This is a genomic window from Pseudomonas sp., assembly GCF_046581935.1.
GTDB lineage: Bacteria > Pseudomonadota > Gammaproteobacteria > Pseudomonadales > Pseudomonadaceae > Aquipseudomonas.
On sequence record NZ_JAYGFK010000027.1, the window covers coordinates 1 to 21668 of the forward strand.

The window sequence follows — 21668 nt, forward strand, 5'->3', positions numbered from 1 at the left end:
CCTCAAATTAACCCTCAAACCTGAGCAGGGACGCTCAGTGAAACGCCGGAAGGCAACTTGAAGTGGCTTGCAGCCACTTCGACAGCAGGCACACTTGATCGGCAGGCTGCCGCTGAAGCTACTTTTTCAACAGAATCGGCCGACACCGGCCTGTAACCACCCTTCCCCCTGCCGAACAACCATCTCAAATGCATCTAGGCCTAATCAATCAGCAGCGTTGGCTCGTAAATCACCCCAGTAACCACCCACAAAAAACCGCCAGAATTTGGCGTTTTCTTGTGACCGCAGACCTTTACTGCTGCAACTCCTGCTCGCTGAACATATCGCTAAACAGCATGCTCGACAGGTAGCGCTCGCCGGAGTCCGGCAGGATCACTACGATGGTTTTGCCTTGCATCTCCGGCTCGTTCGCCAGGCGTAGGGCGGCTGCCATGGCTGCACCGCAGGAAATACCGCAAAGAATCCCCTCTTCACGCATCAGGCGCAGGGCCACAGCCTTGGCATCGTCGTCAGTTACCAGCTCAACCCGGTCGACCATGCTCAGGTCGAGGTTGCGTGGCACAAAGCCCGCGCCGATGCCCTGGATCTTGTGCGGGCTAGGTTTGACCTCTTCACCGGCGATGGTCTGGGTGATTACTGGCGAGCTGATCGGCTCAACTGCTACCGAGAGAATCGGCTTGCCTTGGGTGTTTTTGATGTAACGGGAAATACCGCTGATGGTGCCGCCGGTGCCGACGCCGGATACCAGCACATCAATTGCACCGCTGGTGTCATTCCAGATTTCCGGGCCGGTGGTTTTTTCATGGATTGCCGGGTTGGCCGGGTTATTAAATTGCTGCGGCATAAAGTAGGTGTTGCTATCAGACTCGGCGATTTCCGTCGCTTTATCGATGGCACCTTTCATGCCTTTGGCGGGCTCGGTAAGCACCAGTTCGGCACCCAAGGCCTTGAGCACCTTGCGCCGCTCCAGGCTCATCGAAGCCGGCATGGTCAGTAATAACTTATAGCCGCGGGCAGCAGCCACAAAGGCCAGGCCGATGCCCGTGTTACCAGAGGTCGGTTCAACAATGGTCATGCCGGGTTTAAGCACGCCGCGCTCTTCCGCATCCCAGACCATGCTCGCGCCGATGCGGCACTTCACCGAGTACGCCGGATTACGCCCTTCTATCTTGGCCAGGATGGTTACACCTTTAGGCCCGAGGCGGTTAATCATCACCAGCGGTGTGTTGCCAATGGATTGCGCGTTGTCTGCGAAGATGCGGCTCATAGCGGGTCCTTTTTCATGCGTTGCCGAGTAAGCTCTCAAGCCTAAGGCCGGTTCGAGCGGCAGTCCAGCCATGCCAGCACCCGGCAGGAAACCTATTGTTATTGGATAAGTCTGTTTGTTTATGAAGAAGCGCTACCGAATTCCCCTCTGGACACTGCTCAGCCTAGCCATCGCCCTGATAGCCCTGCATGTCGCCCTGCCCTGGCTACTGCGCGACTACCTGAATGACAAGCTGGCCAATATGGGCGACTACCGTGGCCAAATCAGCGATATCGACCTGGCGTTGTGGCGTGGGGCTTACCAAATCAACGGCCTGCATATCGTCAAGGTTAACGGCAAGGTGCCTGTGCCGCTGCTCGAAGCCCCAGAGATCGATCTCTCCGTCAGTTGGCGGGCGCTGTGGGAATCGCACAGCGTGGTCGCCGAAGTGGTCTTCGTACGGCCGCAGCTAACCTTTGTCGACGGCGGTAACGCAGCCGACTCCCAAACCGGTGAAGGCGTCGATTGGCGCGCGCAACTGAAAGGCCTGCTGCCCATTCACATCAACGAAATCCGCATACAGGACGGCACGCTGGCCTTCCGCAACTTCAGCGCAACCCCGCCGGTAGACCTGCAAGCCAACCAGATCAACGGCCGACTCCTCAACTTGAGTAACGTCAACGTGGCCGATACACGGCGACCCGCCAGCCTACAGGCCAACGCCAACATATTTGAGCAAGCGCCGCTGCAGATCAGTGCCAACTTCGACCCGCTCGGCCAATTGGATGATTTCGACCTGCGCCTGCGCATCACCGATGTTCAACTCAAACAGCTCAACAGTTTTACCCGCGCCTATGCTGACTTCGACTTTGCCGCCGGACAGGGCGATTTCGTCATGGAGCTGGATGCCCAGCAAGGCAAGCTCAAGGGTTACGCCAAGCCACTGCTGCGCGACATGGAAATCTTCAACTGGCAGCAGGATGTCGCGGCCAAGGACAAGAGTCTGCTTAGCGGAGCCTGGGAAGCCTTGGTCGGTGGTAGCAGTTGGCTGCTGAAAAATCAGCGTAAGGACCAATTCGCTACCCGCATCGACATCGACGGCGATCTCAAAGCCTATGACGTCAGTCGCTGGCAGGCCTTCAAGGCGATTCTGCGCAATGCTTTTGTCCAGGCGTTCAACAACCGCTTTGACAGCCAATAACCGTGACAGAAGCCAAGTGACCCGCCATTCAGTGACTGAATGGCGCGTCTACGTTCACAGTCGCCAGGGCTGCGCGTTATAGTCTGCTTTTCAAATACTGAACCCGCGGGTATGGCCCTGCGCGTTACCGTTCGAGGATTTACCGATGAAGTTCGAAGGCACCCAGTCTTACGTCGCCACCGACGACCTCAAGCTCGCGGTCAATGCCGCCATCACCCTGGAGCGCCCGTTGCTGGTCAAAGGTGAGCCGGGTACCGGTAAAACCATGCTGGCCGAACAACTGGCCGAATCCTTTGGTGCGCGCCTGATCACCTGGCACATCAAGTCCACCACCAAGGCCCACCAGGGCCTGTACGAGTACGACGCCGTCAGTCGCCTGCGCGATTCGCAGCTGGATTCGGACAAAGTCCACGACGTGCGCAACTACATCAAGAAAGGCAAGCTGTGGGAGGCCTTCGAGGCCGAAGAACGGGTGATTCTGCTGATCGATGAGATCGACAAGGCCGATATCGAGTTCCCCAACGACCTGCTGCAAGAACTCGACAAGATGGAGTTCTACGTTTACGAGACCGACGAGACGATCAAGGCCACTAAACGCCCGATTATCATCATCACCTCGAACAACGAAAAAGAACTGCCGGACGCCTTCCTGCGCCGCTGCTTCTTCCACTACATCGCCTTCCCAGATCGCGCGACCCTGCAGAAAATCGTCGACGTGCACTACCCCAACATCAAGAAGGATCTGGTCGCCGAAGCGCTGGATGTATTCTTCGATGTGCGCAAGGTGCCGGGCCTGAAGAAGAAGCCCTCCACCAGCGAACTGGTCGACTGGCTGAAACTGCTGATGGCCGACAATATCGGCGAAGCGGTGCTGCGTGAACGCGACCCCACCAAAGCCATCCCGCCACTGGCCGGTGCTTTGGTGAAGAACGAGCAGGATGTGCAGCTGCTGGAGCGCCTGGCCTTTATGAGCCGCCGCGCCGGTCGTTAAGCGTTGCTAGCCCAGTAGAAGGAAAGTCCATGTACAGCGGCAGTTGCCTTTGCTCTGCGGTGAAATACCGTATTGATGCCCCGATAGAGTCGGCGAATCATTGCCATTGCGCTATGTGCCGAAAAGCTCATGGTGCCGCATTCGCCACCTTCGGCAACGTGCGCAGGCGGGACTTTCACTTCACCCAAGGCGAGGAGTCGTTAGGGGTCTATATCTCCTCGCCGGGGGTAACGCGAACCTTCTGTAAAAATTGTGGCTCGTCCCTGCAGTGGTTCAGCGAACACGCCCATCCGCAATGGCTCTCGGTGGCGCTGGGCACACTGGACACGCCTGCGGGTGAAATCGCGCAGAAGCATATTTTTCCGGAATCGAAAGCCGACTGGTACGCCATCAATGATGGCCTGCCATTGGAGCGGCGCTCCTAGCGCCACGGGCAGATAAAATCACGAGGATGCAGCCATGCTGCTCAACCTATTCAACGAAATGCGCGCCGCCAAAGTGCCGGTATCGGTACGTGAGCTACTCGACCTGATCAACGCGTTGAAGCACAACGTGGTGTTCGCCGACATGGACGAGTTCTACTTCCTCTCGCGCACCATCTTGGTCAAGGACGAGCGGCATTTCGACAAGTTCGACCGTGCGTTCGGGGCCTACTTCAAGGGCCTGGAAAACCTTAATCAGCACATCGAAGCACTGATCCCCGATGAGTGGCTGCGCAAGGAGTTCGAGCGCTCGCTGACCGATGAAGAGCGCGCCAAGATTGAATCCCTCGGCGGCCTGGACAAGCTGATCGAGGAGTTCAAGAAACGCCTCGAAGAGCAGAAAGAACGCCACGAAGGCGGCAACAAGTGGATTGGCACCGGCGGTACCAGCCCGTTCGGTTCTGGCGGCTTTAACCCGGAAGGCATTCGCGTAGGCGACGCGGGCAAGCGTCAGGGCAAGGCGGTGAAAGTCTGGGATCAACGCGAGTATAAAAACCTCGACGATCAGGTCGAGCTGGGTACGCGCAATATCAAGGTGGCCCTGCGCCGCCTGCGCAAATTCGCCCGCCAGGGTGCTGAAGACGAACTTGATCTCAGCGGCACCATCGACCACACCGCCAAAGACGGCGGCTTGCTGAATATCCAGATGCGCCCAGAGCGCCGTAACGCAGTGAAGCTGCTGATTCTGTTCGACATCGGCGGCTCGATGGACGCCCATGTCAAAGTCTGCGAAGAGCTGTTCAGCGCCTGCAAGACCGAGTTCAAGCATATGGAGTATTTCTACTTCCATAACTGCGTGTACGAGTCGGTGTGGAAGAACAACCTGCGCCGCACCTCAGAGCGCTTCTCCACCCAGGATCTGCTGCACAAGTACGGCGCGGACTACAAAGTGGTCTTCGTCGGCGATGCCTCGATGGCGCCCTACGAAATCACCCAGGCCGGCGGCAGCGTCGAACACTGGAACGAAGAGCCGGGTTACGTCTGGATCAAGCGCTTTATGGAGAAGTACAAAAAGCTTATCTGGATCAACCCCTACCCCAAGGACACCTGGGGCTACACCGCCTCGACCAACATCATGCGTGAGCTGTTGGAAGACCAGATGTACCCGCTAACCCTGCAGGGGCTAGAAGACGGGATGAAGTTCCTCTCCAAATAAAACCAACGGGCCTAACAAGGCCCGTTGTTCTTTTGCCGGTTTTAACCGGGATGGCTATCGCTGCCAATCAGGCAGTCGACCAATTCAGCGGCGAACCTGGACAACAACTCACGCTTACGTACGCAAACCTGCAAGTCGCGCTGCGCCCACGGCTCGTCCAACTCGATCACCGCCAGCGGTACATCGGCTAATGCACTGCTCGGCACCAGGCCGATGCCAACGCCAGCGCTGACCATGCGGCACACGGCCTCAAAGCTGCGTACCTGAATCCGCACTTCAAGGTGCCGACCAAGTGCCGCCGCTGTGTTCATCGTAAAGGTATGAATGGCCGAGCCTGAATGGAGCATCACAAAGGGATAATCCAGCACCTGCGCAAAAGGGCTACTGACCCGGGCGGCAAGCGGGTGCGCGACGGGGGCAATCAGCACTAATCGATCTGCCCGATAAGGCATCAGCTCAACATCAGCGCCCTCGATCGTCCCGGCCACCACACCAACTTCCACCTCGCCACGCGCAACCGCCATCAGCACCTGTGGGCTGCTGTGCTCCTCCAGGGAAATACTGACTTGCGGATGACGCTGTAAAAAAGCCGAAAGGCTGTCGGGTAGAAAGGTATGGGTGGCATGGGTGTTGGCCCACACACTGACATGCCCGCGCATACCTTTAGCGTAGGGCGTGAGGTCGGCATGCATTTGTTCGAGCTGGGCAAATACCTGCCGTGCATGGCGTAACAAGGCCTCGCCCGCACGGGTTAGGCTGACGCCACGGGGTTCACGAACCAATAGCGGCGTACCAATCGACTCTTCCAGCACGCGCATACGATGGCTGGCCGAAGAAGCCGCCAAATGCACGCGCTCGGCACCGCGAGTGAGGTTTTTGGCTTCGGCAATGGCGACAAACAAACGAAGATCAATCAGGTCGTAATGCATAGCCTTAGTTAAATCCGAACGATCAGTTATGAAAAAGCCAATTCTATCGGGATTCTATACCCTGCATCATTCGCCACAGCACAACCCTTTAGGACTTTACCTGCCATGCCATGGAAATCCTGGTCAGCCGAACGCATGGGTATCGCGCTTGCGGTACTCGCTGCATTTGGCTTCTCGTTCAAAGCGATCTTCGTCAAATTGGCTTACGCCGCCGCACCGGTAGACGCCGTCACTTTACTAGCGCTACGCATGAGCTTTGCCCTGCCAATCGCGTTGTGGGCCACCTTGTGGTTGTGCCGCTCCGCACCGCCGCTCACCCGCAAGGATTGGGGCATGCTGATCGCACTGGGAATTTTGGGCTACTACGGGGCCAGCATCCTTGATTTTATTGGCCTGCAGTATATTTCGGCGGCACTTGAGCGCTTGATTCTGTTTATCTACCCAACCATGACCGTGCTGATCGGTGTGCTGTTTATGGGCAAGCGCTTGGAGAAACGCCAAGTTGTAGCGTTACTGCTGTCCTACGCAGGCATCGGCTTGGCGTTCGCCCACGACCTGCAAGTGGCGGATGACATGCATATCGTACTGGTCGGGGCGGCATTCGTGTTCGGCTCTGCGCTGTCCTATGCGCTGTATAGCGCTGGGGCCGAGGTGGCGATTCACCGCCTGGGGACCATCCGCTTTGCGGCGTTGGCGATCATAATTTCCACCTTCGCGACGCAGATTCACTTCCTCGTGACACAGCCTTTTTCCGCACTGCAGCAACCTGTAGAGGTGTATCTGTACAGCGCAGCGATGGCGATTTTCTCCACGGTGCTGCCGGTGTTCTGGCAATCAGCAGCCCTGCGCCTGATTGGCTCGGCGCGCACAGTGCTGATTGGCACACTGGGGCCCATTCTGACGATTGTGTTTGCCTGGCTGTTGTTGTCCGAGCCACTTTCGCTGGCACAACTGGCCGGAGCTGGCCTGGTTTTAGCGGGCGTACTGCTGGTGTCTCGGCGCAAGCTATTACCCATCCAGCCGCCTGCTAGCGAGGGCGTTGGCGTTGGCGTTGGCGTTGGCGTTGGCGTTGGCGTACAAAACAGCAAGCAGGCGCTTACCGCGCAACCCACCTCAGGCCAATAGGTTGGCCTGATAAAGACGATTGGCTAGATACTCTTAGCGGGGCAGACCCACCGCACGCAGCAACGAAATTGGCGCTGAGTGCAAAAATCGCCATGAGCGCTTTTTGCTCTCGCCCGGTGATTGGCCGCTATGGATGACAAGCCACCAAAAGTTGCGCTGGTTCACCTGCCGCCAGATTAAGCAGTGGTAATGTAGCATCGTGTTACATTTACCCAACCGCTGTTATGGAGTTCCCATGTCGATCAAGGATTCGATCCTGGCTGCCGCATTGGCTGCTTTCCTACCTTTCCTGTCTTTTGCCCATGCTGATGATGTGCCCGTCGAGGAAAGCGTGCATGCCGACGAAGACGTCCAGGGCATAGACCCCGAGGCCTTCGTCGCCAGTCTGAACTTTCAGCATGGCCGCATCGTGCTGGGCAAGGGCTTGGCCACACTCAACCTGCCCGACTCGCTGGTGTTCCTCGATAGCGAGAACGCCCAGCGCCTGCTGGTCGACGGCTGGGACAACCCACCTGACGAAGTTCCGCCGCTGGGCATGATCCTGCCAGCCGGCATTTCGCCGCTGGCCGATGAGTCCTGGGGCGTGACGGTCGAGTATGAAGACAGCGGCTACGTATCCGACGAGGACGCCGCCGATATCGATTACGGCGACATGCTCAAGGACATGCAGGCCGACATGCGAGAGAGCAATGTCTGGCGTGCCGAGAACGGCTACGAACCGATCGAGCTGGTCGGCTGGGCCGCCGAGCCGCGCTACGATGCCGAAGGCAAAAAACTGCACTGGGCCAAGGAGCTGAAGTTCGGCGATAGCGACACCAACACCCTCAACTACAACATCCGCGTGCTGGGCCGTAAGGGCGTGCTGGTGCTGAACTTCGTCGCCTACATGGACCAACTGGCGGAAATCGAGGCCAATGTCCCGGCGGTACTGGCTGCAACCGAATTCAATCCAGGCGAGCGTTATGCCGAGTTCAACCCGGATCTGGATACCATTGCCGCTTACGGCCTGGGTGCGCTGGTAGCGGGCAAGGTCGCCGCTAAGACCGGTCTGCTGGTTATGCTTCTGGTGCTGTTGAAGAAGTTCTGGATCATTCCAGCACTACTGATCGGCTTGCTGGGCAAGCGCCTTGGCTTGCGCAAGAAGCAAAGCGTGAGCGAAGAGGCCAGTGCGCCCGTGGCGGCTGCAGCCGAGACCACGCCGGAGGAGCCTGCGCAGACAGTGATGGACCTGAACAAACCGGACGACGCGAACAAGCGCTGAGTTCGACGTGTGGGAAATGTGATGCACAGGAATGCGTTTCACGGCGTTTGCCGTGCTGCTGGCTGGGATCAGGACGGAACGCAGCATGAGAGGCAACCATGCGCGACTGGGCCTTCGCCGGGGATGCCAACCGGTTGACCACCAGCGCAGATTTCGTGCGGGAACGCATTCCTAATATGCCTGCGGTCGGCTTGCCGATCAGCAGTGCGTTGGACGAAAAACGCCTGAGCGACATGTCGCTCATGTTCGCCGTCGGCTATGTGAAGGCACGCGAGAAGCCGGATTATTGCTTCGACTATACCGAGAGGATGCTGGGTCAGTTGATGCAGGAGTAAGCCAACGGCCCGTCTACCAGTAATTAGAAAAACGCCGCGAACCCTGTGCATGTTTCGCGGCGTTTTTCATTGCAGCTGGACTTACTTAGACAGGTACGTCATCCCATCTTCCAGGGCCTGCAGGCACATGCAATCTTCGATCAGGTCACGCAATAAGCAAGGGCGCCGATGAGCCCTTGCTGTTTTCCAACTTAGCGCCAGTGCCGCTGCTGCACCTTCTGGCTGCGGCCAGCGCCAAACAGCGTGCCTGCCAACAGTGCCAGGCTTTCCAGCAGCCAAGCCAGCAACAACGCGCAGGCAATCCCCCAAGCAATGGCCTCAGGAGCCAGCAGTACTTGGTAGCGATAGGCGGCGGCGGTTTCTTCTAGCAGCTCATGATCTGCGGCTGTGGCCAGGTGCCAAACCTGAGCATACCAAGGCCCTTGCATCGCTTTGGATTCGCGCTCAAGCAATGCCGAGCGCTCGACCAGCGAGCCCACGCTTTGTGCATCGCTACGCATCACTGGATCATTGCTGGCCTGGTAATGGCCAACCAATGCGTCCATATCACCTTTGAAAAAGCGCTGAGCCGTATCCCGAAAGCCTTTGAGCGCCAGATCTGCCTCGATGCGATGGGCTTCGACGCGCTTGCTGTAATCGTCGATAAACCCCGGCACCTGCACCCCAACCAGCAGCCCAAGGGCAAACAAGGCCAACCGCAGATAACTTCTAAGCATTACTCCCCTCTCCCCTAAATTTACGTCGATCAGCTCGTCACGCCCTGCGCGACACACTCACCACCGCGCCACAAACGCCACTCGCCAGGCTGGTATAGAGTCCAGCTCTCGTTATTGGTTAGCGGGTCAGTGGCCACTACCGTGACCACATCATTGGGCGTGGTTTCTGCCTGAAAATCCACCTGCATGTCGGCATCTTTCAAATGTGCCGGACCGAATGGTGCACGCCGGGTGATATGCGCCAGCTTGCTCGAACAGAAGCTGAACAACCACTCGCCATCACTGAGCAAGCAATTGAAAACGCCATGCTGGCGATAGCCGACGCAGGCGCTGACCAGGATCGGCAGTAATTTTTCCACCGCAACCGGCTCAGGGAAGGCCTGGCGCAGACGATTAAGCAGGTCACAGAACGCCGCTTCACTGTCGGTGTCGCCAATCGGCCGGTAATTGTCCAAAAGCGGGACGAAGTCCGCCAGTTGGCCGTTGTGGGCAAAACACCAATTGCGTCCCCACATCTCGCGCACAAAAGGATGGGTATTGGCCAGGCAGACGCGACCGACATTGGCCTGACGAATATGGCCAATCACCACTTCACTCTTGATCGGATAACGCTGCACCAGCTGCGCCACCTCTGATTCGCTGCTGGCTCGTGGGTCCTGAAACAGGCGCAGACCACGGCCCTCATAAAAGCCGATCCCCCAACCATCGCGATGCGGACCCGTGCGGCCGCCGCGCTGCATCAGGCCGGTGAAGCTGAAAACAATATCGGTCGGCACATTGGCGCTCATGCCCAACAATTCACACATTGCGTAACGCCTCGCGCAGTTGCTGCGCCTCAATCGTCAAGCGCGTTTCGATACGTTTACGCGCCAAGGGTAGAAAACGCGTCAGGGCACGCCAGAGCAACTGCATGGCATCGCCGCTGCGTCGTGGAATCAGGTGTAAATGCAAGTGCGGCACATGCTGATTGGAAGCCGGCCCGTCGTTAATCAAAAAATTGATGCCCTGCTCGCCATAACCGACCGCACGCAAGGCCGCAGTAATGCGTTGCGCCAGCGGCAACAGCTGCTCACAGGCAGCGGTGGAAAGGTCTTTGAGAAAGGGCGCGTGTTCCCGACTGACGATCAGTACGTGAGCCGGACGCAAGGGGTAGATATCCAGTAAGACTATAAAGTGTTCGTTTGCATAAATTTGTGCCGAAGGTAATTGCTCGGCAGCAATTGCACAAAACACACACTCCATAAAACATCCTTATCCCTGACGGACCGTGCTCAAGAGGCTTTGCGCCACATGGTTAGCGCATTACAGGCGCGGCTCGACGCGTAAACGGCGGTCACCACGGGCATCGTAACGGGTGTCGCCATGATCCTGCTCATCACGCATTCGCTCGCGCAAAGTCGGCTCGTGATCTGCAACTGATGTCGGGCCTTTACGCCCTTGCCACCAGCGTTCCACGGGCCAACGTACGGCGACAAACAGCAGATACAGCGCAAACACGATCATGCCGTACATGCTCAAATCAGCCACCGCGCGCCAGGCGTTGCTGCCTACATGCAGCAGTAAATCCATCGCCGTGATGGTGATCGACGGGGCAAACTGCTCTTTGCCTGGGTCAACAATAGTCGGACTGAAAAGCAGCACCAGAACCAGCACACGCAGCGGCTCACGCAGGTAGCGCCACATCCAACTGGTCAGACGAAACCACACCAACAGACAGCCAAGCGCCGCAACTAGATAGGCGCCCCAGGCAAGCATGTAGTCGTTCTCATTCATAGAAAGCAAATTCTCTGACATTGAGGGCCGATCGGCTGTGCAGGCGCATATGCGCGCAGATTCCAGCGACCAATAGGCGAAGTGGCGCTTATGATAACGGCTTTTGCCTGTTTCGGCGTCCCCGCTGTCGGCCGCCACAACCTATTGGAGTAAACCCATGTCCTTGGCCCCCATCGCCCGCGCCGACAACGCTGCCGACCCTTACCGCTGGCTGGAAAACCGCGACAGTGCGCAGGTTCTCGATTACCTCAAGGCAGAAAACACCTACCTGGAACAGCAGCTCAGTGATCAACTGGCGCTGCGCGAAACACTGTTTGAGGAAATTAAGGGCCGCATCAAGGAAACCGATCTCAGCCTGCCGTCGCCTTGGGGGCCGTACCTGTATTACCAGCGCACCAATGCCGGCGATGAATACCCACGGCATTACCGCTGCGTTAAACCTGCCGATGGCTCGCTGACTGTCGATGAGCACAGCGAGCAGTTGCTGCTTGATCCCAATGCACTGGCCGATGGCGGTTTTATCTCGCTGGGTACTTTTAGTATCAGCCCTGACCATCAGCGCCTGGCCTACAGCCTGGACACCAGCGGCGAAGAAACCTACCAACTGTTCGTCAAACAACTGGACGACAACAGCCTGATCGAGCTGCCCTTTGCAGACTGCGACGGCAGCATGACCTGGGCCAACGACAGCCAAACCCTGTTCTTCGGCGAACTGGACGACACCCACCGACCACACAAGCTCTACCGTCACTGTCTCGGCAGCGACTCCGCCGAGTTGGTGTTTCATGAGCAAGATGGACGATTCTTTCTGCATTGCTACCGCAGCAGCTCCGAACGCCAATTGATCCTGCAACTGGGCAGCAAGACCACCAGCGAAGCCTGGGTGCTGGATGCCACCACGCCGCACGCTGCTTTCCGCTGTGTCGCTCCACGTGAAGACGACCACGACTATGACGTGGACCACGGCATGCTGAATGGTCAATGGACCTGGCTGATCCGTAGCAACCAGCACGGCATCAACTTCGCCTTGTTCAGCGCGACTGAAGCGGCCCCGAGCCGCGCACACTGGCAGCTACTGCGCGCCCATGATCCGCAGGTGATGCTGGAAGGCGTCAGCCTCAATCAACAGGCGTTGATTCTCAGCCTGCGGGAAAACGGCCTGCCGATTATTGAAGTACAACCGCAAGGCCAAGCCGCCTACCGCGTGCAACTGCCCGATGCGGCCTACAGCCTGTATGTGCAAGACAGTCTGGAGTTCGCCAGCACGGTGATTCGCTTGCGCTACGAAGCGCTCAATCGCCCCGCACAGGTTCGCCAATTAAACCTGGCCAGGGGTGAGCAACGGGTGCTCAAGCAAACGCCGGTACTGGGCGACTTCGATGCCGACAGCTATGTCAGCCAACGCCTGTGGGCGACGGCGGCAGATGGCACGCAGGTGCCGATCAGCCTGGTAGCCAAACGCGACGTACTGGGCAGCAGCGCCCCGCTCTACCTGTATGGCTACGGCGCCTATGGCGAAAGCCTCGACCCGTGGTTTTCCCACGCGCGGTTAAGCCTGCTCGAGCGTGGTTTTGTCTTCGCCATCGCCCATGTACGTGGCGGCGGTGAACTCGGCGAAGCCTGGTATCGCGCTGGCAAACTGGAGCACAAACACAACTCGTTCAGCGACTTTATCGCCTGCGCCGAACACTTGATCGCGCAGGGCTACACCAGCCCAGCACAACTGGCGATCAGCGGTGGTAGCGCCGGCGGCCTGCTGATCGGCGCAGTGCTTAACCAACGTCCCGACTTGTTTGTAGCGGCCATCGCCGAGGTGCCGTTTGTTGATGTGCTCAACACCATGCAAAACCCCGATCTACCGCTGACGGTTACCGAGTACGACGAATGGGGTGACCCGAACCAGCCGGAAGTATTCACACGGATCAAAAACTACGCGCCCTACGAAAACGTCCAGCCCCAGGCTTACCCAGCGATTCTTGCCGTGGCCGGCTACAACGACAGCCGGGTGCAGTACTGGGAAGCCGCCAAATGGGTGGCCAAGCTGCGCGCGCAGAAAACCGACGACAACCTGTTGCTGCTGAAAACCGAACTGGACGCTGGCCACGGCGGCATGAGCGGCCGTTATCAGGCCCTCAAGGATGCGGCGCTGGAATATGCCTTTGTCTTCAAGGTTCTGGGTCTGGGCTAGGGCCTGTTGCCGTTTTACTCATCTGGTTCGCTCAACGACTTGGCGTTGCGCTCGCGCTGCTCTTGCAGCAATGGCAAGTCCTTATCGCGACGCTGCTGGCTAGGCTGGGCTGGCATAGCCTGTTTGAGCAGCGGCGGATTATTTGCTCTAGGGGCTGGCAAGTGTTGTGGCGTAGTTGTCGGGTAAGGTTGTGGTGTCGCCGTACCTGGGCCACTTGGCGTGGGTGCTGCGGCCGGCATTTTCGGCTGTTGTTGAGCCAGCAGCGAGGTGCTGGCCAAGGTACTCAGGACCAATAGCAAAGTGTTCAGACGCATCATGACATCTCCTGTGCGGTTCCCTTTTCGGCCACAGCGCTGTCGTAAAGTGCCGCTCCGGCAGTTCTCACTGACGGCTGGTAAGGCTAGACTGCGGCAAAGCCCCACCCAACGAGACGCCTGATGAGCAGCGATAAAAACCCCTCCGCCACCAGCAAGCTTGACCGCATCCTCGCTGAGTCCCAGCGCTCGCGTGAAGAAGGCTACCGCGACAAGGCGCTGAAGATGTACCCGCACGTTTGCGGCCGCTGCGCCCGCGAGTTCTCCGGCAAGCGCCTGAGCGAGCTGACCGTGCACCACCGCGATCACAACCATGACAACAACCCGCAAGACGGTTCCAATTGGGAACTGCTGTGCCTGTTCTGCCATGACAACGAGCACTCGCGCTACACCGACCAGCAGTACTTCAGCGAGGGCTCGCTGAGCACCCCAAAGACCGCTCAGGCCACCCACAACCCCTTCGCCGCGCTGGCCGGTTTGATGAAAAAGGACGACTAAGCCTTTCTTAGCGCTGACGTCCAAACCACAGCAAAGCCACCAGCGCAGCAGCCGGCAGAGCAGCACCCGCCATGGCGATAACCAGCCAGCCCGCCGCTTCATACAGCGGGCTGGCTAACGCAGAGCCGATGGCCCCACCGATAAAGATGCTGGTCATGTACAGCGCGTTAAGTCGGGCGCGGCTGGCTGGGTCGAGGGCATAAACTGCGCGCTGACCCAGGACCATGTTCATTTGCACCGCAAAATCGAGAAATATGCCTGTCAGGGCCAAGCCAATTACGCTGTAGCCAGGGCCGCTGCAACTGAGCAGAAAAGCTAGCGAGGCGATGATCATCGCCACGATAGAGGCCCGGCGCGTATGCCCGGCGTCCGCCAAGCGCCCGGCTAGCGGCGCAGCCAGCGCGCCAATCGCGCCGACCAGGGCGAATATCGCAATCTGCGTTTGTGACAAGCCATGCTGGCGCGTCAGCTCAATCGGTGCCGCCGTCCAGAACAAGCTAAAACTGGCGAAGAACAGCCCCTGATAAAGCGCCCGCTGACGCAGTACCGGTTGAGTGCGCAGCAAGGTAAGCAACGAGCCCATCAGTTGCCCGTAAGTAGCCTTGTGCGCCGGCTGGCGAGTGGGAATGGTCAGCGCGATGACCACAATGATCGCCAACATCAGCAGCGACGCTGCGACAAACACCATCCGCCAACCAAAATGATCGGCCACCAAGCTCGATATTGGGCGAGCCAACAGCACACCGAGCAGCAGTCCGCTCATGATGTTGCCAACCACCCGCCCGCGTGATTCTTCTGGGGCCAGGTGCGCGGCCAAGGGAATCAGCATCTGCACCGACACCGAGCTAAAGCCGATCAACAACGACAGCGCGAGGAACAGGTTAGGTTGGCTAGTCAAGCCCGCCGCTAACAGGCCGACAGAAGCGATGATAGCGGTGCCGATCATCAGCTTGCGGTTCTCCAGCAGATCCGCGAGCGGCACCAATAGCAGCAAGCCGACGGCATAGCCGATCTGCGTCAGCGAGACGATCATGCTGGCGCTATGTGCACTCAGGCCTACAGAAGGCGCAATCAGCTCGACGATTGGCTGAGCGTAATAGAGGTTGGCGACAATCGCGCCGCAACAGAACGCAAATAGCAGCACCAGACCGCGAGTCAATACATGGGGCGTTTGCGCCAGTTGCGGTGTACTTAAATCAGTCATGTCATATCCACGCCAGAAAAGTATTTAGTAGGCGATATAGCCCTGCACACAGGCGCAGAGGCTTAGCGGTGATGCGTATAGCAATGGCGCTCTAATGGCGACCTCTGCAAAACGCGTGTCGCCAAATTACTGTCAGAGCGGCTGCGGGAGAATCAGCCAGCGTCGCAAAGCAGCTTTGCTGAAAACGCAACGCCGACGTTACTGGCTGTTGAGCAACAACTCTTCAAGGAAGTCGATAAACGCAGCCACCCGCCGCGAGCCACGATGATTAGGTAGGTACAGAGCATTAATTGAAGTACGCACCTCCCCCGGATTGATTTCGTACTCCTCAAGCAAACGGGTCAGACGGCCACTAGTAACATCCGCTTTCACCAGCCAATCTGCCAGCAGAGCAATGCCCGAGCCTGCAAGAGCCGCCTCACGGAGCATGTCGGCATTGTTACTGCGTAGCCGGCCACTGACCTGCACAGAAACAGCTTCACCATCGCGAAGGAAGCGCCAGTCCTGCATGGCATGGCCATAATCAAAACGCAGGCACTGGTGCTCTTGCAGCTCTTCAGGCGTCTTCGGCAGCGGATTGCTTGCCAGGTAATCGGGGCTGGCGACCAACCAACGCTGGAACTGCCCGATGCCGCGGCTGACGATATCGTCGTTGCGCACAGTGCTGCCCAGGCGTATCGATACATCTATCCGTTCGCTTAGCAGCTCGCTGATTTCATCGCTCAGCGTCAGATTGATTTCCAGGCCAGGATGCAGCGCCAGCAAGCGGCCCAGATGCGGCGCGATAATACGCCGGCCGAATTCGACCGGTACGCTGACTCGCAGTAAGCCAACAGGCTCATCGCCACGGTCAGCAACCTGAGCGTCGGCTTCGGCTACCGCCGCAAGAATCGTGCAGGCTTTTTCGTAATAGGCCGCTCCTGCTTCAGAGACGCTAATCTGCCGGGTAGAGCGATTGAGCAATACCGTACCCAGCTCGGCTTCCAGCGCATCGACCATGCGCGTAACCGATGAAGTGGCCACCCCAAGCCGCCGCGCAGCTGCAGAAAAGCCCTTGGCGTCGACGGTTTCGACAAACGATCTGAGAGCCAATAGCTTATCCATAACGGGGTCCCATACAGCGCAGCACGGCAGGCGATTGCCCAGAGCCTGGGTTATGCGAAAGGCGCTCATGCTACAACAGCCATCGGCCTATTTGTCCGATCACCCTGACCGTAATGCAGCAAGGCTTTATACTCGCGGCCATTTTTCTTGATGGCCAAATGTTGTGGCAAACAAACGATACAGCTGCATCGGGTTGTTCAACCCAAAATCCCCAGAGAATGTCGGTTCGGTAATGCGCGCGGCCGGCTGCTATGGCGCGGCCTCGGTGTTTTACAGCGGCAAACGCTATGCCCGTGCCCGCGACTTCGTCACCGACACGCAGCGCATCTATATGGATATTCCGCTGATTGGCGTTGAGGACCTGCAGCAGATCATCCCCATTGGCTGTACGCCGGTGGCCGTGGAACTGGTCGAAGGCGCACGGCCATTGCCGCAATACACCCACCCTGACCGCGCCATCTATATCTTCGGCCCGGAAGATGGTTCGCTGAGTAAAGAGGTGCTCGACTGGTGTGAGGACGTGATCTACATCCCCACACAAGGCTGCATGAACCTCGCTGCCACCGTTAACGTGGTGCTCTACGACCGCATGGCCAAAGGCATCAACACCAAGTCCGGGCCCGGTCTCAAGTAAACCCTAGATGTTGCCGCTTCACTCGCAGCAACGCGGTTCGCGATGAAACGGCAACAGCCCCTAGCGCAACAACTTGCTGTCCAACACCTTGGAAGCTGTGCCCATAACGTTTTCGCTGATTTCGATAAAGTCTTTGGTGCTGGCTTTATCCAGTCGCATCAGGCCACGGGCGACGTCATCCAGCGAGCGGGGTTGGGTGCTGCCCTTGGTGGCCTGACGGATTTCCCGGTCAAGCTCCTGCAGTAGCAATACGGCGCGAGCTGTCACTGGACCATTGGAGTTGTCGGTACGCAGGCTTTTTACCGGTTTGCTCCAGCTAATCAGCTGTGCACGGATTTTCTGATAGCGGTCCTTACTAATGCCGCCAGCCCGACGCATCAACTCGATGGCGTAATACTCAGCAATGCCTTCGGTGATCCAGTCACTGCGATCATGGGCGCGAATACGGCTGAACACATGCACCAGTTCGTGCACTAGGGAGCTGGTGCCATTCTCACTGACCAGTGGCCGATCACTTTGCATGTAGTAGGAGTTGGTCGCTGACAGGCCGCCGCGCCACATCGGGTCACCCGCGCCAACAATCAGCAACTTGGCCGGGTCGCGGGGAAACACTTCCTGCGCATACGGCCAAACAAAGGTCAGCAAGGTCATGATGTCCATGCGCCGCATGCCCTCACCTACTGGCGCGGCAATCGCTATGTCGGTTTGCCCGAGCTGAGCACGGCGAGTGCCGATCTTGCCTGCGACAATCCAGCCAGTCGGGCGGTCGAATTTGCGCTGCGCGTTATCGATGCGGAACTTGTTCTTACCCACCCTTGGCCAGCCAGTTTCGACACTTTTCCAACCATCAGGCAGATCGAACTGCAGGCGCGAAACCAGCTCGGTTTTGTCAGCCTGGCGCAGTTTTACTGCCGGCACCAGGTCATCGCCACGCAGCAAGGCCCAGTCTTTGGTAATCCGCGCATCGAAGCGGCCAGGGCTGCGCTCGTGATTGATACGTACGCGGTAGGTCAGGCTCGCTTTGCCCTTGGCCGGCTGCCAGGTGCCCTGCGCGGGGCTGTCTTGGGTCCATTGGCCGTCAGCCTTGAAATCACTGTAAGCACCCTGCTCACCCAGATTGAACGCCAGGCTATGCACCGGCGCGCCATCGGCCAGGGTCAGGCTGACCTCCGCCTGCTCGGTATCTGGCAGAAAGCGCACGCGGTAATCCAAATCGACCTTCTTCGCCCACAGCGGCGTGCTCAGGCTTAGCAGAACAGCAGACAGCAGCAAACGGCGCATCAGCATGGCAAAGCTCCACAGTGCAAAAGATTGGCTCAGACGAGTTTAGGCTGGCATTGATCGAACAGGTTCAGAGGCCGCAGAGAAAATAATGTGCGAAGGTCAGGCTGGTTGCATCGCGTAATGGCCAAACACAGTCACCGGTTAACAACCTATCAGCCAGCGCGGAAGATCATATGATCCTCCCAATCGTCCTCGGCCACGCTGTTTTCGCTGAGCATACGCCCCGCCTGGGAAATACGTTGTTTGTGCACCTGCTCAGGGTCACCACAGACCAGGTGATGCCAGAGCAGCAAATCCTTGCCCTCACTGACTAGACGATAGGCACAGGTAGGCGGCAACCACTGGAATTGATCCGCTTGCGCCGGGGTGAGTTGGATGCAGTCCGCGACGAATTTGCGCCGGTTGCTGTAGTCGGTGCAACGGCAGGTATTCAGATCAAGGAGTTTGCAGGCGATGCGCGTGTAATAAACGCTGCCATCGTCCTCATCCTCAAGCTTTTGCAGGCAGCACAAGCCGCAGCCGTCGCACAGCGATTCCCACTCGTCCTGATCCAGCTGTTCGAGGGTTTTGCGTTTCCAGAAGGGTTCGACTTTGGCGGCCATGGCAAGGGTACGGTGAGCTGTGAAAAGGCCGGCAGTCTAGCGGCTAGGCCCACAACGGCCAAGGGCGGCGAGCCGAATGGTGCAAGCTGTTCCTGCAAACAGAGATGGGAGCGTCAGTAACCGCGAGCGAAGTCCACCAAGCCGCGTAATTCAACACCCGTGCGCCAGCGCGTCAGGTTATCGACAAACAGCTGCGCCAGCAGACGCGGATCAGTCGGGGCCGAGCTGTGACCCGTCAGCAGCAAGTGCGGTGCAGCCCAGAACGGATGCCCCGCAGGCAATGGTTCTTCACGGCACACATCAATCACCGCGCCCGCCAGTTGCCCTTGTTGCAGCGCGCTCACCAACGCCTGATCGACCACCGCAACACCGCGCCCAGCATTGATAAACAGCGCGTTGGATTTGCAGCAGGCGAACAAGGCAGCGTCGTAAACATCCTGAGTTGCTGGGGTGTTCGGCAGCAGGTTGATCAGGTAATCAGCCTCGCCAACCAAGCGCGGCAAATCATCAAGCCCTGCCACCTCAGCAAAGGGCGGCAACTGCCGTGCGCTACTGGCAATGCCATACAGCTGAATGCCGAACGGCGCGAGAAACTGCGCCACGCTCAAGCCGATATCACCGCAACCGACGATCAGCGCCTTACGCCCGGCCAGGCTATGCGGCAAACGGTTGTCCCAGCGTTGCTCATGCTGCGCGGCCAAGCGGCTAAACAGCTGCCGTTCATGAGCCAGCAGATGACACAGCACATACTCCGCCATGACCTGACCGAAAATGCCGACCGCACGGGTCAGGCGGTAATTGCTCGGTAAGTCTGCGGCCAGCAATGGCGTGATGCCCGCCCAGGTCGACTGCAGCCACTGCGGTTGCACGCCCTGGCGTAGCAACGGCGCGAGCAAATCCGGCTGACCTAGCCAGACGGGGCACCTGGCAGCATGCTCAGCGAGTTCGTCGGCGCGATCGCTACAAATCAGCTCCAGCTCAGGCGCCAATTCGCCCAGTAACTCGGAATACAGTGCCTGATCAGCTTCAGCAATCAACAAGCGCATAGGCGCACTCACAGTGGCGGACATAGTCATTACATCGGGTCGTTACGGCGTAGCAACTCATCCGGCAGGTGCTCGATGTATTCATCTTCCGGTGGCGGCATCTGCAAGTGGTAGCCCTGCTCGTCAAGATTGCCCAGCACCTTGTGTATGTCTTCACGGGCCAGTTCGCGTTCGGGGGTCAAGACCAGTTCGAAAGCCAAGGCCGGTGGACCAAACGCCAGCAGGAGGTTTTCCGGCACACGTTTGAGACCATCGCTGCGCAGCACGTAGAGGTACATCTCATTTTTGCGCGGGCTTTTGTAAATCGAGCAAATACGTTTCACGCGGACTCTCCGGTTGCAGCCAGGCAATCAAGCAGCGCCTGGCCCATCAATTCACGCCGCCAGCCGCGCAGCGAATCTGGCAGTTGGTATGGCCCGTGGGGATAGCCCGTTTTCAGCAGGGCTTCGAGGGTTTTCTTGCGCAACATCAGCTCAGGGGCGATGTTCAAGCGCTCCCCTTCACGCTGGCCAATAGCCCGCAGCTTCTTCAACAATGTTGTGGCGTCCAGCGGCAACGGCTCGGGCAATGCCTCGGGCCACTCGGTTTGCGGGGTGTCAGCGGCCTGCTTAATCAAGCGCAGAATAAATTCGCCGTCTTGACGCACGGTTTTCGGGTGCATGTCCTCGATGCGCGCCAAAGCCACTAAATTGTCCGGCTGAGTGCGCGCCAGGGGCCATAGCGAATGCTCGCGAATAATCCGATTACGCGGCTGGTTGCGCTTACGCGCCTGCTCTTCACGCCAGGTGCACAGTGCCTTTAAGACCGCCAACTGTTGACGGGTAAGTTTCCATGCCAGCTTGGCTTCGCGATAAGCCAATTCAGAGTCGACTTCCCGGTTAAGGTTGTTGACCAACTCGGCACCGTCTTCCAACACCCAGGCATATTTCTCGGCAGACAGTTGCTCCTTGAGACGGCCATACACGTCAGCCAGGTGCAGCACATCCTCGGCGGCATAACTGACTTGAGTGGCCGACAACGGCCGTTGTAGCCAGTCGGAGCGGGTCTCGCCCTTGGGCAATTCAATATCCAGCACCGCTTGCACCAGGCGCGAATAACCCATGGAGAAACCGAGATTGAGGTAACCGGCGGCTAACTGGGTGTCGAACAGCGGCGCTGGCAGGCTGCCGGTCAGGCGCAGAAACACCTCCAGGTCTTCGCTGCAGGCATGCAGCACCTTGACCACGGTGGGGTCTTGCAGCAGCTCGGTAAAAGGAGCCCAGTGGCTAATCAACAGCGGATCAATCAAGTACGCCCGCTCGCCTTCACTGACCTGTAACAGGCCGGCAATCGGGTAGAAGGTATCCACCCGCATAAATTCGGTATCGACTGCCACAAACGGCAGGCTCCGCCAAGTTGCACAATGCTGCGCCAGGCTGGCGTTATCGCCGATCCACTGAATATCAATCGCCACGCGGCTCTCCCCTCAAGAATGCCGCGCAGTATATATCGCTATGCCGCATAGACGGACATTCACAATGCGCGGCGCGACAGAGAAGCGCTATTCTTCTGCACTGCGTTTACAGGCGACACTTTCACA

24 protein-coding genes are annotated in these 21668 nt (G+C 58.3%); 10 read left to right on the forward strand and 14 right to left on the reverse strand.

From position 1 onward, the window contains the following. Positions 1-292: 292 nt before the first annotated feature. Positions 293-1267, reverse strand: coding sequence for a cysteine synthase A (cysK, locus tag VCA57_RS21460; RefSeq protein WP_411187446.1), 975 nt, complete (start codon positions 1265-1267; stop codon positions 293-295). Between the two features lie 121 nt (positions 1268-1388). Between cysK and VCA57_RS21465 the strand changes: the two genes are divergently transcribed. From VCA57_RS21465 to VCA57_RS21480, 4 genes are all read left to right on the forward strand, one after another. Beyond that, on the forward strand, positions 1389-2447 hold the full coding sequence (locus VCA57_RS21465; protein WP_411187448.1) for a DUF748 domain-containing protein: 1059 nt from the start codon (positions 1389-1391) through the stop codon (positions 2445-2447). 145 nt (positions 2448-2592) lie between these two features. Next, on the forward strand, positions 2593-3438 hold the full coding sequence (locus VCA57_RS21470; RefSeq protein ID WP_411187450.1) for an AAA family ATPase: 846 nt from the start codon (positions 2593-2595) through the stop codon (positions 3436-3438). A gap of 29 nt (positions 3439-3467) precedes the next feature. Further along, positions 3468-3863 (forward strand): GFA family protein, encoded by a 396-nt coding sequence (locus tag VCA57_RS21475; protein WP_411187452.1) that lies wholly within the window; start codon positions 3468-3470, stop codon positions 3861-3863. A gap of 34 nt (positions 3864-3897) precedes the next feature. Then, the gene (locus VCA57_RS21480) at positions 3898-5076 is read left to right on the forward strand and encodes a vWA domain-containing protein (RefSeq protein WP_411187454.1); all 1179 of its coding nucleotides are present in this window, start codon (positions 3898-3900) and stop codon (positions 5074-5076) included. Positions 5077-5117: 41 nt separating this feature from the next. Here VCA57_RS21480 and VCA57_RS21485 read toward each other — a convergent pair whose 3' ends face one another. Then, positions 5118-6005 (reverse strand): LysR family transcriptional regulator, encoded by an 888-nt coding sequence (locus VCA57_RS21485; protein ID WP_411187456.1) that lies wholly within the window; start codon positions 6003-6005, stop codon positions 5118-5120. A gap of 105 nt (positions 6006-6110) precedes the next feature. Here VCA57_RS21485 and VCA57_RS21490 point away from each other — a divergent pair, with 105 nt between their 5' ends. From VCA57_RS21490 to VCA57_RS21500, 3 genes are all read left to right on the forward strand, one after another. Beyond that, positions 6111-7130, forward strand: a complete 1020-nt coding sequence (locus VCA57_RS21490; protein ID WP_411187458.1) for a DMT family transporter — start codon at positions 6111-6113, stop codon at positions 7128-7130. 235 nt (positions 7131-7365) lie between these two features. Then, entirely contained in the window at positions 7366-8391 is a 1026-nt protein-coding gene (locus tag VCA57_RS21495) for a DUF2167 domain-containing protein (RefSeq protein ID WP_411187460.1), read from the forward strand. Between the two features lie 98 nt (positions 8392-8489). Continuing rightward, on the forward strand, positions 8490-8726 hold the full coding sequence (locus VCA57_RS21500) for a hypothetical protein (protein WP_411187462.1): 237 nt from the start codon (positions 8490-8492) through the stop codon (positions 8724-8726). Positions 8727-8917: 191 nt separating this feature from the next. On the opposite strand, the gene VCA57_RS21505 is transcribed toward VCA57_RS21500, so the two are convergent. From VCA57_RS21505 to VCA57_RS21520, 4 genes are read right to left on the reverse strand one after another with little or no spacing between them, the layout of a single operon-like run. Then, on the reverse strand, positions 8918-9442 hold the full coding sequence (locus VCA57_RS21505; protein ID WP_411187464.1) for a DUF2937 family protein: 525 nt from the start codon (positions 9440-9442) through the stop codon (positions 8918-8920). Positions 9443-9471: 29 nt separating this feature from the next. Next, positions 9472-10248: a class II glutamine amidotransferase gene (locus VCA57_RS21510; protein ID WP_411187466.1), complete on the reverse strand. Its 777-nt coding sequence runs from the start codon at positions 10246-10248 to the stop codon at positions 9472-9474. Then, the gene (locus tag VCA57_RS21515) at positions 10241-10684 is read right to left on the reverse strand and encodes an HIT family protein (RefSeq protein WP_411187468.1); all 444 of its coding nucleotides are present in this window, start codon (positions 10682-10684) and stop codon (positions 10241-10243) included. The genes VCA57_RS21510 and VCA57_RS21515 overlap by 8 nt, the downstream gene beginning before the upstream one ends. A 60-nt stretch (positions 10685-10744) precedes the next feature. Then, positions 10745-11215: an MFS transporter gene (locus VCA57_RS21520; RefSeq protein WP_411187470.1), complete on the reverse strand. Its 471-nt coding sequence runs from the start codon at positions 11213-11215 to the stop codon at positions 10745-10747. A 157-nt stretch (positions 11216-11372) separates the two neighbouring features. Between VCA57_RS21520 and VCA57_RS21525 the strand changes: the two genes are divergently transcribed. After that, positions 11373-13403 carry a S9 family peptidase gene (locus tag VCA57_RS21525; RefSeq protein WP_411187472.1) on the forward strand — a complete coding sequence of 677 codons (2031 nt, stop codon included), beginning with the start codon at positions 11373-11375 and terminating at the stop codon, positions 13401-13403. Between the two features lie 14 nt (positions 13404-13417). Here the strand turns inward: VCA57_RS21525 and VCA57_RS21530 are convergent, their stop codons facing one another. Further along, on the reverse strand, positions 13418-13720 hold the full coding sequence (locus tag VCA57_RS21530; protein WP_411187474.1) for a hypothetical protein: 303 nt from the start codon (positions 13718-13720) through the stop codon (positions 13418-13420). Positions 13721-13840: 120 nt separating this feature from the next. On the opposite strand from VCA57_RS21530, the gene VCA57_RS21535 reads away from it, so the two are divergent. Next, positions 13841-14215 carry a YajD family HNH nuclease gene (locus VCA57_RS21535; protein WP_411187476.1) on the forward strand — a complete coding sequence of 125 codons (375 nt, stop codon included), beginning with the start codon at positions 13841-13843 and terminating at the stop codon, positions 14213-14215. A 7-nt stretch (positions 14216-14222) separates the two neighbouring features. On the opposite strand, the gene VCA57_RS21540 is transcribed toward VCA57_RS21535, so the two are convergent. After that, a complete protein-coding gene (locus tag VCA57_RS21540; protein ID WP_411187478.1) occupies positions 14223-15419 on the reverse strand; it encodes an MFS transporter in 1197 nt (398 codons plus the stop codon). Between the two features lie 198 nt (positions 15420-15617). Next, positions 15618-16523, reverse strand: coding sequence for a LysR family transcriptional regulator (locus VCA57_RS21545; protein ID WP_411187480.1), 906 nt, complete (start codon positions 16521-16523; stop codon positions 15618-15620). A 163-nt stretch (positions 16524-16686) separates the two neighbouring features. On the opposite strand from VCA57_RS21545, the gene VCA57_RS21550 reads away from it, so the two are divergent. Continuing rightward, on the forward strand, positions 16687-17157 hold the full coding sequence (locus VCA57_RS21550) for an RNA methyltransferase (protein WP_411187482.1): 471 nt from the start codon (positions 16687-16689) through the stop codon (positions 17155-17157). A 60-nt stretch (positions 17158-17217) separates the two neighbouring features. On the opposite strand, the gene VCA57_RS21555 is transcribed toward VCA57_RS21550, so the two are convergent. The 5 genes from VCA57_RS21555 to rnd form a co-directional block, all read right to left on the reverse strand. Then, the gene (locus VCA57_RS21555; RefSeq protein WP_411187484.1) at positions 17218-18444 is read right to left on the reverse strand and encodes a hypothetical protein; all 1227 of its coding nucleotides are present in this window, start codon (positions 18442-18444) and stop codon (positions 17218-17220) included. 149 nt (positions 18445-18593) lie between these two features. After that, positions 18594-19043 carry a YcgN family cysteine cluster protein gene (locus tag VCA57_RS21560; RefSeq protein WP_411187486.1) on the reverse strand — a complete coding sequence of 150 codons (450 nt, stop codon included), beginning with the start codon at positions 19041-19043 and terminating at the stop codon, positions 18594-18596. Positions 19044-19156: 113 nt separating this feature from the next. Further along, positions 19157-20089, reverse strand: a complete 933-nt coding sequence (locus VCA57_RS21565) for a D-2-hydroxyacid dehydrogenase (RefSeq protein WP_411187802.1) — start codon at positions 20087-20089, stop codon at positions 19157-19159. Between the two features lie 29 nt (positions 20090-20118). Then, on the reverse strand, positions 20119-20412 hold the full coding sequence (locus VCA57_RS21570) for a YcgL domain-containing protein (RefSeq protein ID WP_411187488.1): 294 nt from the start codon (positions 20410-20412) through the stop codon (positions 20119-20121). After that, entirely contained in the window at positions 20409-21542 is a 1134-nt protein-coding gene (gene rnd, locus VCA57_RS21575) for a ribonuclease D (protein ID WP_411187490.1), read from the reverse strand. Before rnd ends, VCA57_RS21570 begins: the two co-directional genes overlap by 4 nt. Between the last annotated feature and the right edge of the window lie 126 nt (positions 21543-21668).

Excerpts from the sequence above, each read along its gene's own strand:
- VCA57_RS21500 (WP_411187462.1), top strand. The coding sequence starts at position 8,490 with ATGCGCGACTGGGCCTTCGCCGGGGATGCCAACCGGTTGACCACCAGC.
- VCA57_RS21485 (WP_411187456.1), bottom strand. The coding sequence starts at position 6,005 with ATGCATTACGACCTGATTGATCTTCGTTTGTTTGTCGCCATTGCCGAA.
- cysK (WP_411187446.1), bottom strand. The coding sequence starts at position 1,267 with ATGAGCCGCATCTTCGCAGACAACGCGCAATCCATTGGCAACACACCG.
- VCA57_RS21480 (WP_411187454.1), top strand. The coding sequence starts at position 3,898 with ATGCTGCTCAACCTATTCAACGAAATGCGCGCCGCCAAAGTGCCGGTA.
- VCA57_RS21565 (WP_411187802.1), bottom strand. The coding sequence starts at position 20,089 with ATGCGCTTGTTGATTGCTGAAGCTGATCAGGCACTGTATTCCGAGTTA.
- VCA57_RS21540 (WP_411187478.1), bottom strand. The coding sequence starts at position 15,419 with ATGACTGATTTAAGTACACCGCAACTGGCGCAAACGCCCCATGTATTG.
- VCA57_RS21545 (WP_411187480.1), bottom strand. The coding sequence starts at position 16,523 with ATGGATAAGCTATTGGCTCTCAGATCGTTTGTCGAAACCGTCGACGCC.
- VCA57_RS21490 (WP_411187458.1), top strand. The coding sequence starts at position 6,111 with ATGCCATGGAAATCCTGGTCAGCCGAACGCATGGGTATCGCGCTTGCG.
- VCA57_RS21515 (WP_411187468.1), bottom strand. The coding sequence starts at position 10,684 with ATGGAGTGTGTGTTTTGTGCAATTGCTGCCGAGCAATTACCTTCGGCA.
- VCA57_RS21465 (WP_411187448.1), top strand. The coding sequence starts at position 1,389 with ATGAAGAAGCGCTACCGAATTCCCCTCTGGACACTGCTCAGCCTAGCC.
- VCA57_RS21475 (WP_411187452.1), top strand. The coding sequence starts at position 3,468 with ATGTACAGCGGCAGTTGCCTTTGCTCTGCGGTGAAATACCGTATTGAT.
- VCA57_RS21560 (WP_411187486.1), bottom strand. The coding sequence starts at position 19,043 with ATGGCCGCCAAAGTCGAACCCTTCTGGAAACGCAAAACCCTCGAACAG.
- VCA57_RS21470 (WP_411187450.1), top strand. The coding sequence starts at position 2,593 with ATGAAGTTCGAAGGCACCCAGTCTTACGTCGCCACCGACGACCTCAAG.
- VCA57_RS21520 (WP_411187470.1), bottom strand. The coding sequence starts at position 11,215 with ATGAATGAGAACGACTACATGCTTGCCTGGGGCGCCTATCTAGTTGCG.
- VCA57_RS21525 (WP_411187472.1), top strand. The coding sequence starts at position 11,373 with ATGTCCTTGGCCCCCATCGCCCGCGCCGACAACGCTGCCGACCCTTAC.
- VCA57_RS21535 (WP_411187476.1), top strand. The coding sequence starts at position 13,841 with ATGAGCAGCGATAAAAACCCCTCCGCCACCAGCAAGCTTGACCGCATC.
- VCA57_RS21530 (WP_411187474.1), bottom strand. The coding sequence starts at position 13,720 with ATGATGCGTCTGAACACTTTGCTATTGGTCCTGAGTACCTTGGCCAGC.
- VCA57_RS21555 (WP_411187484.1), bottom strand. The coding sequence starts at position 18,444 with ATGCTGATGCGCCGTTTGCTGCTGTCTGCTGTTCTGCTAAGCCTGAGC.
- VCA57_RS21505 (WP_411187464.1), bottom strand. The coding sequence starts at position 9,442 with ATGCTTAGAAGTTATCTGCGGTTGGCCTTGTTTGCCCTTGGGCTGCTG.
- VCA57_RS21495 (WP_411187460.1), top strand. The coding sequence starts at position 7,366 with ATGTCGATCAAGGATTCGATCCTGGCTGCCGCATTGGCTGCTTTCCTA.
- VCA57_RS21510 (WP_411187466.1), bottom strand. The coding sequence starts at position 10,248 with ATGTGTGAATTGTTGGGCATGAGCGCCAATGTGCCGACCGATATTGTT.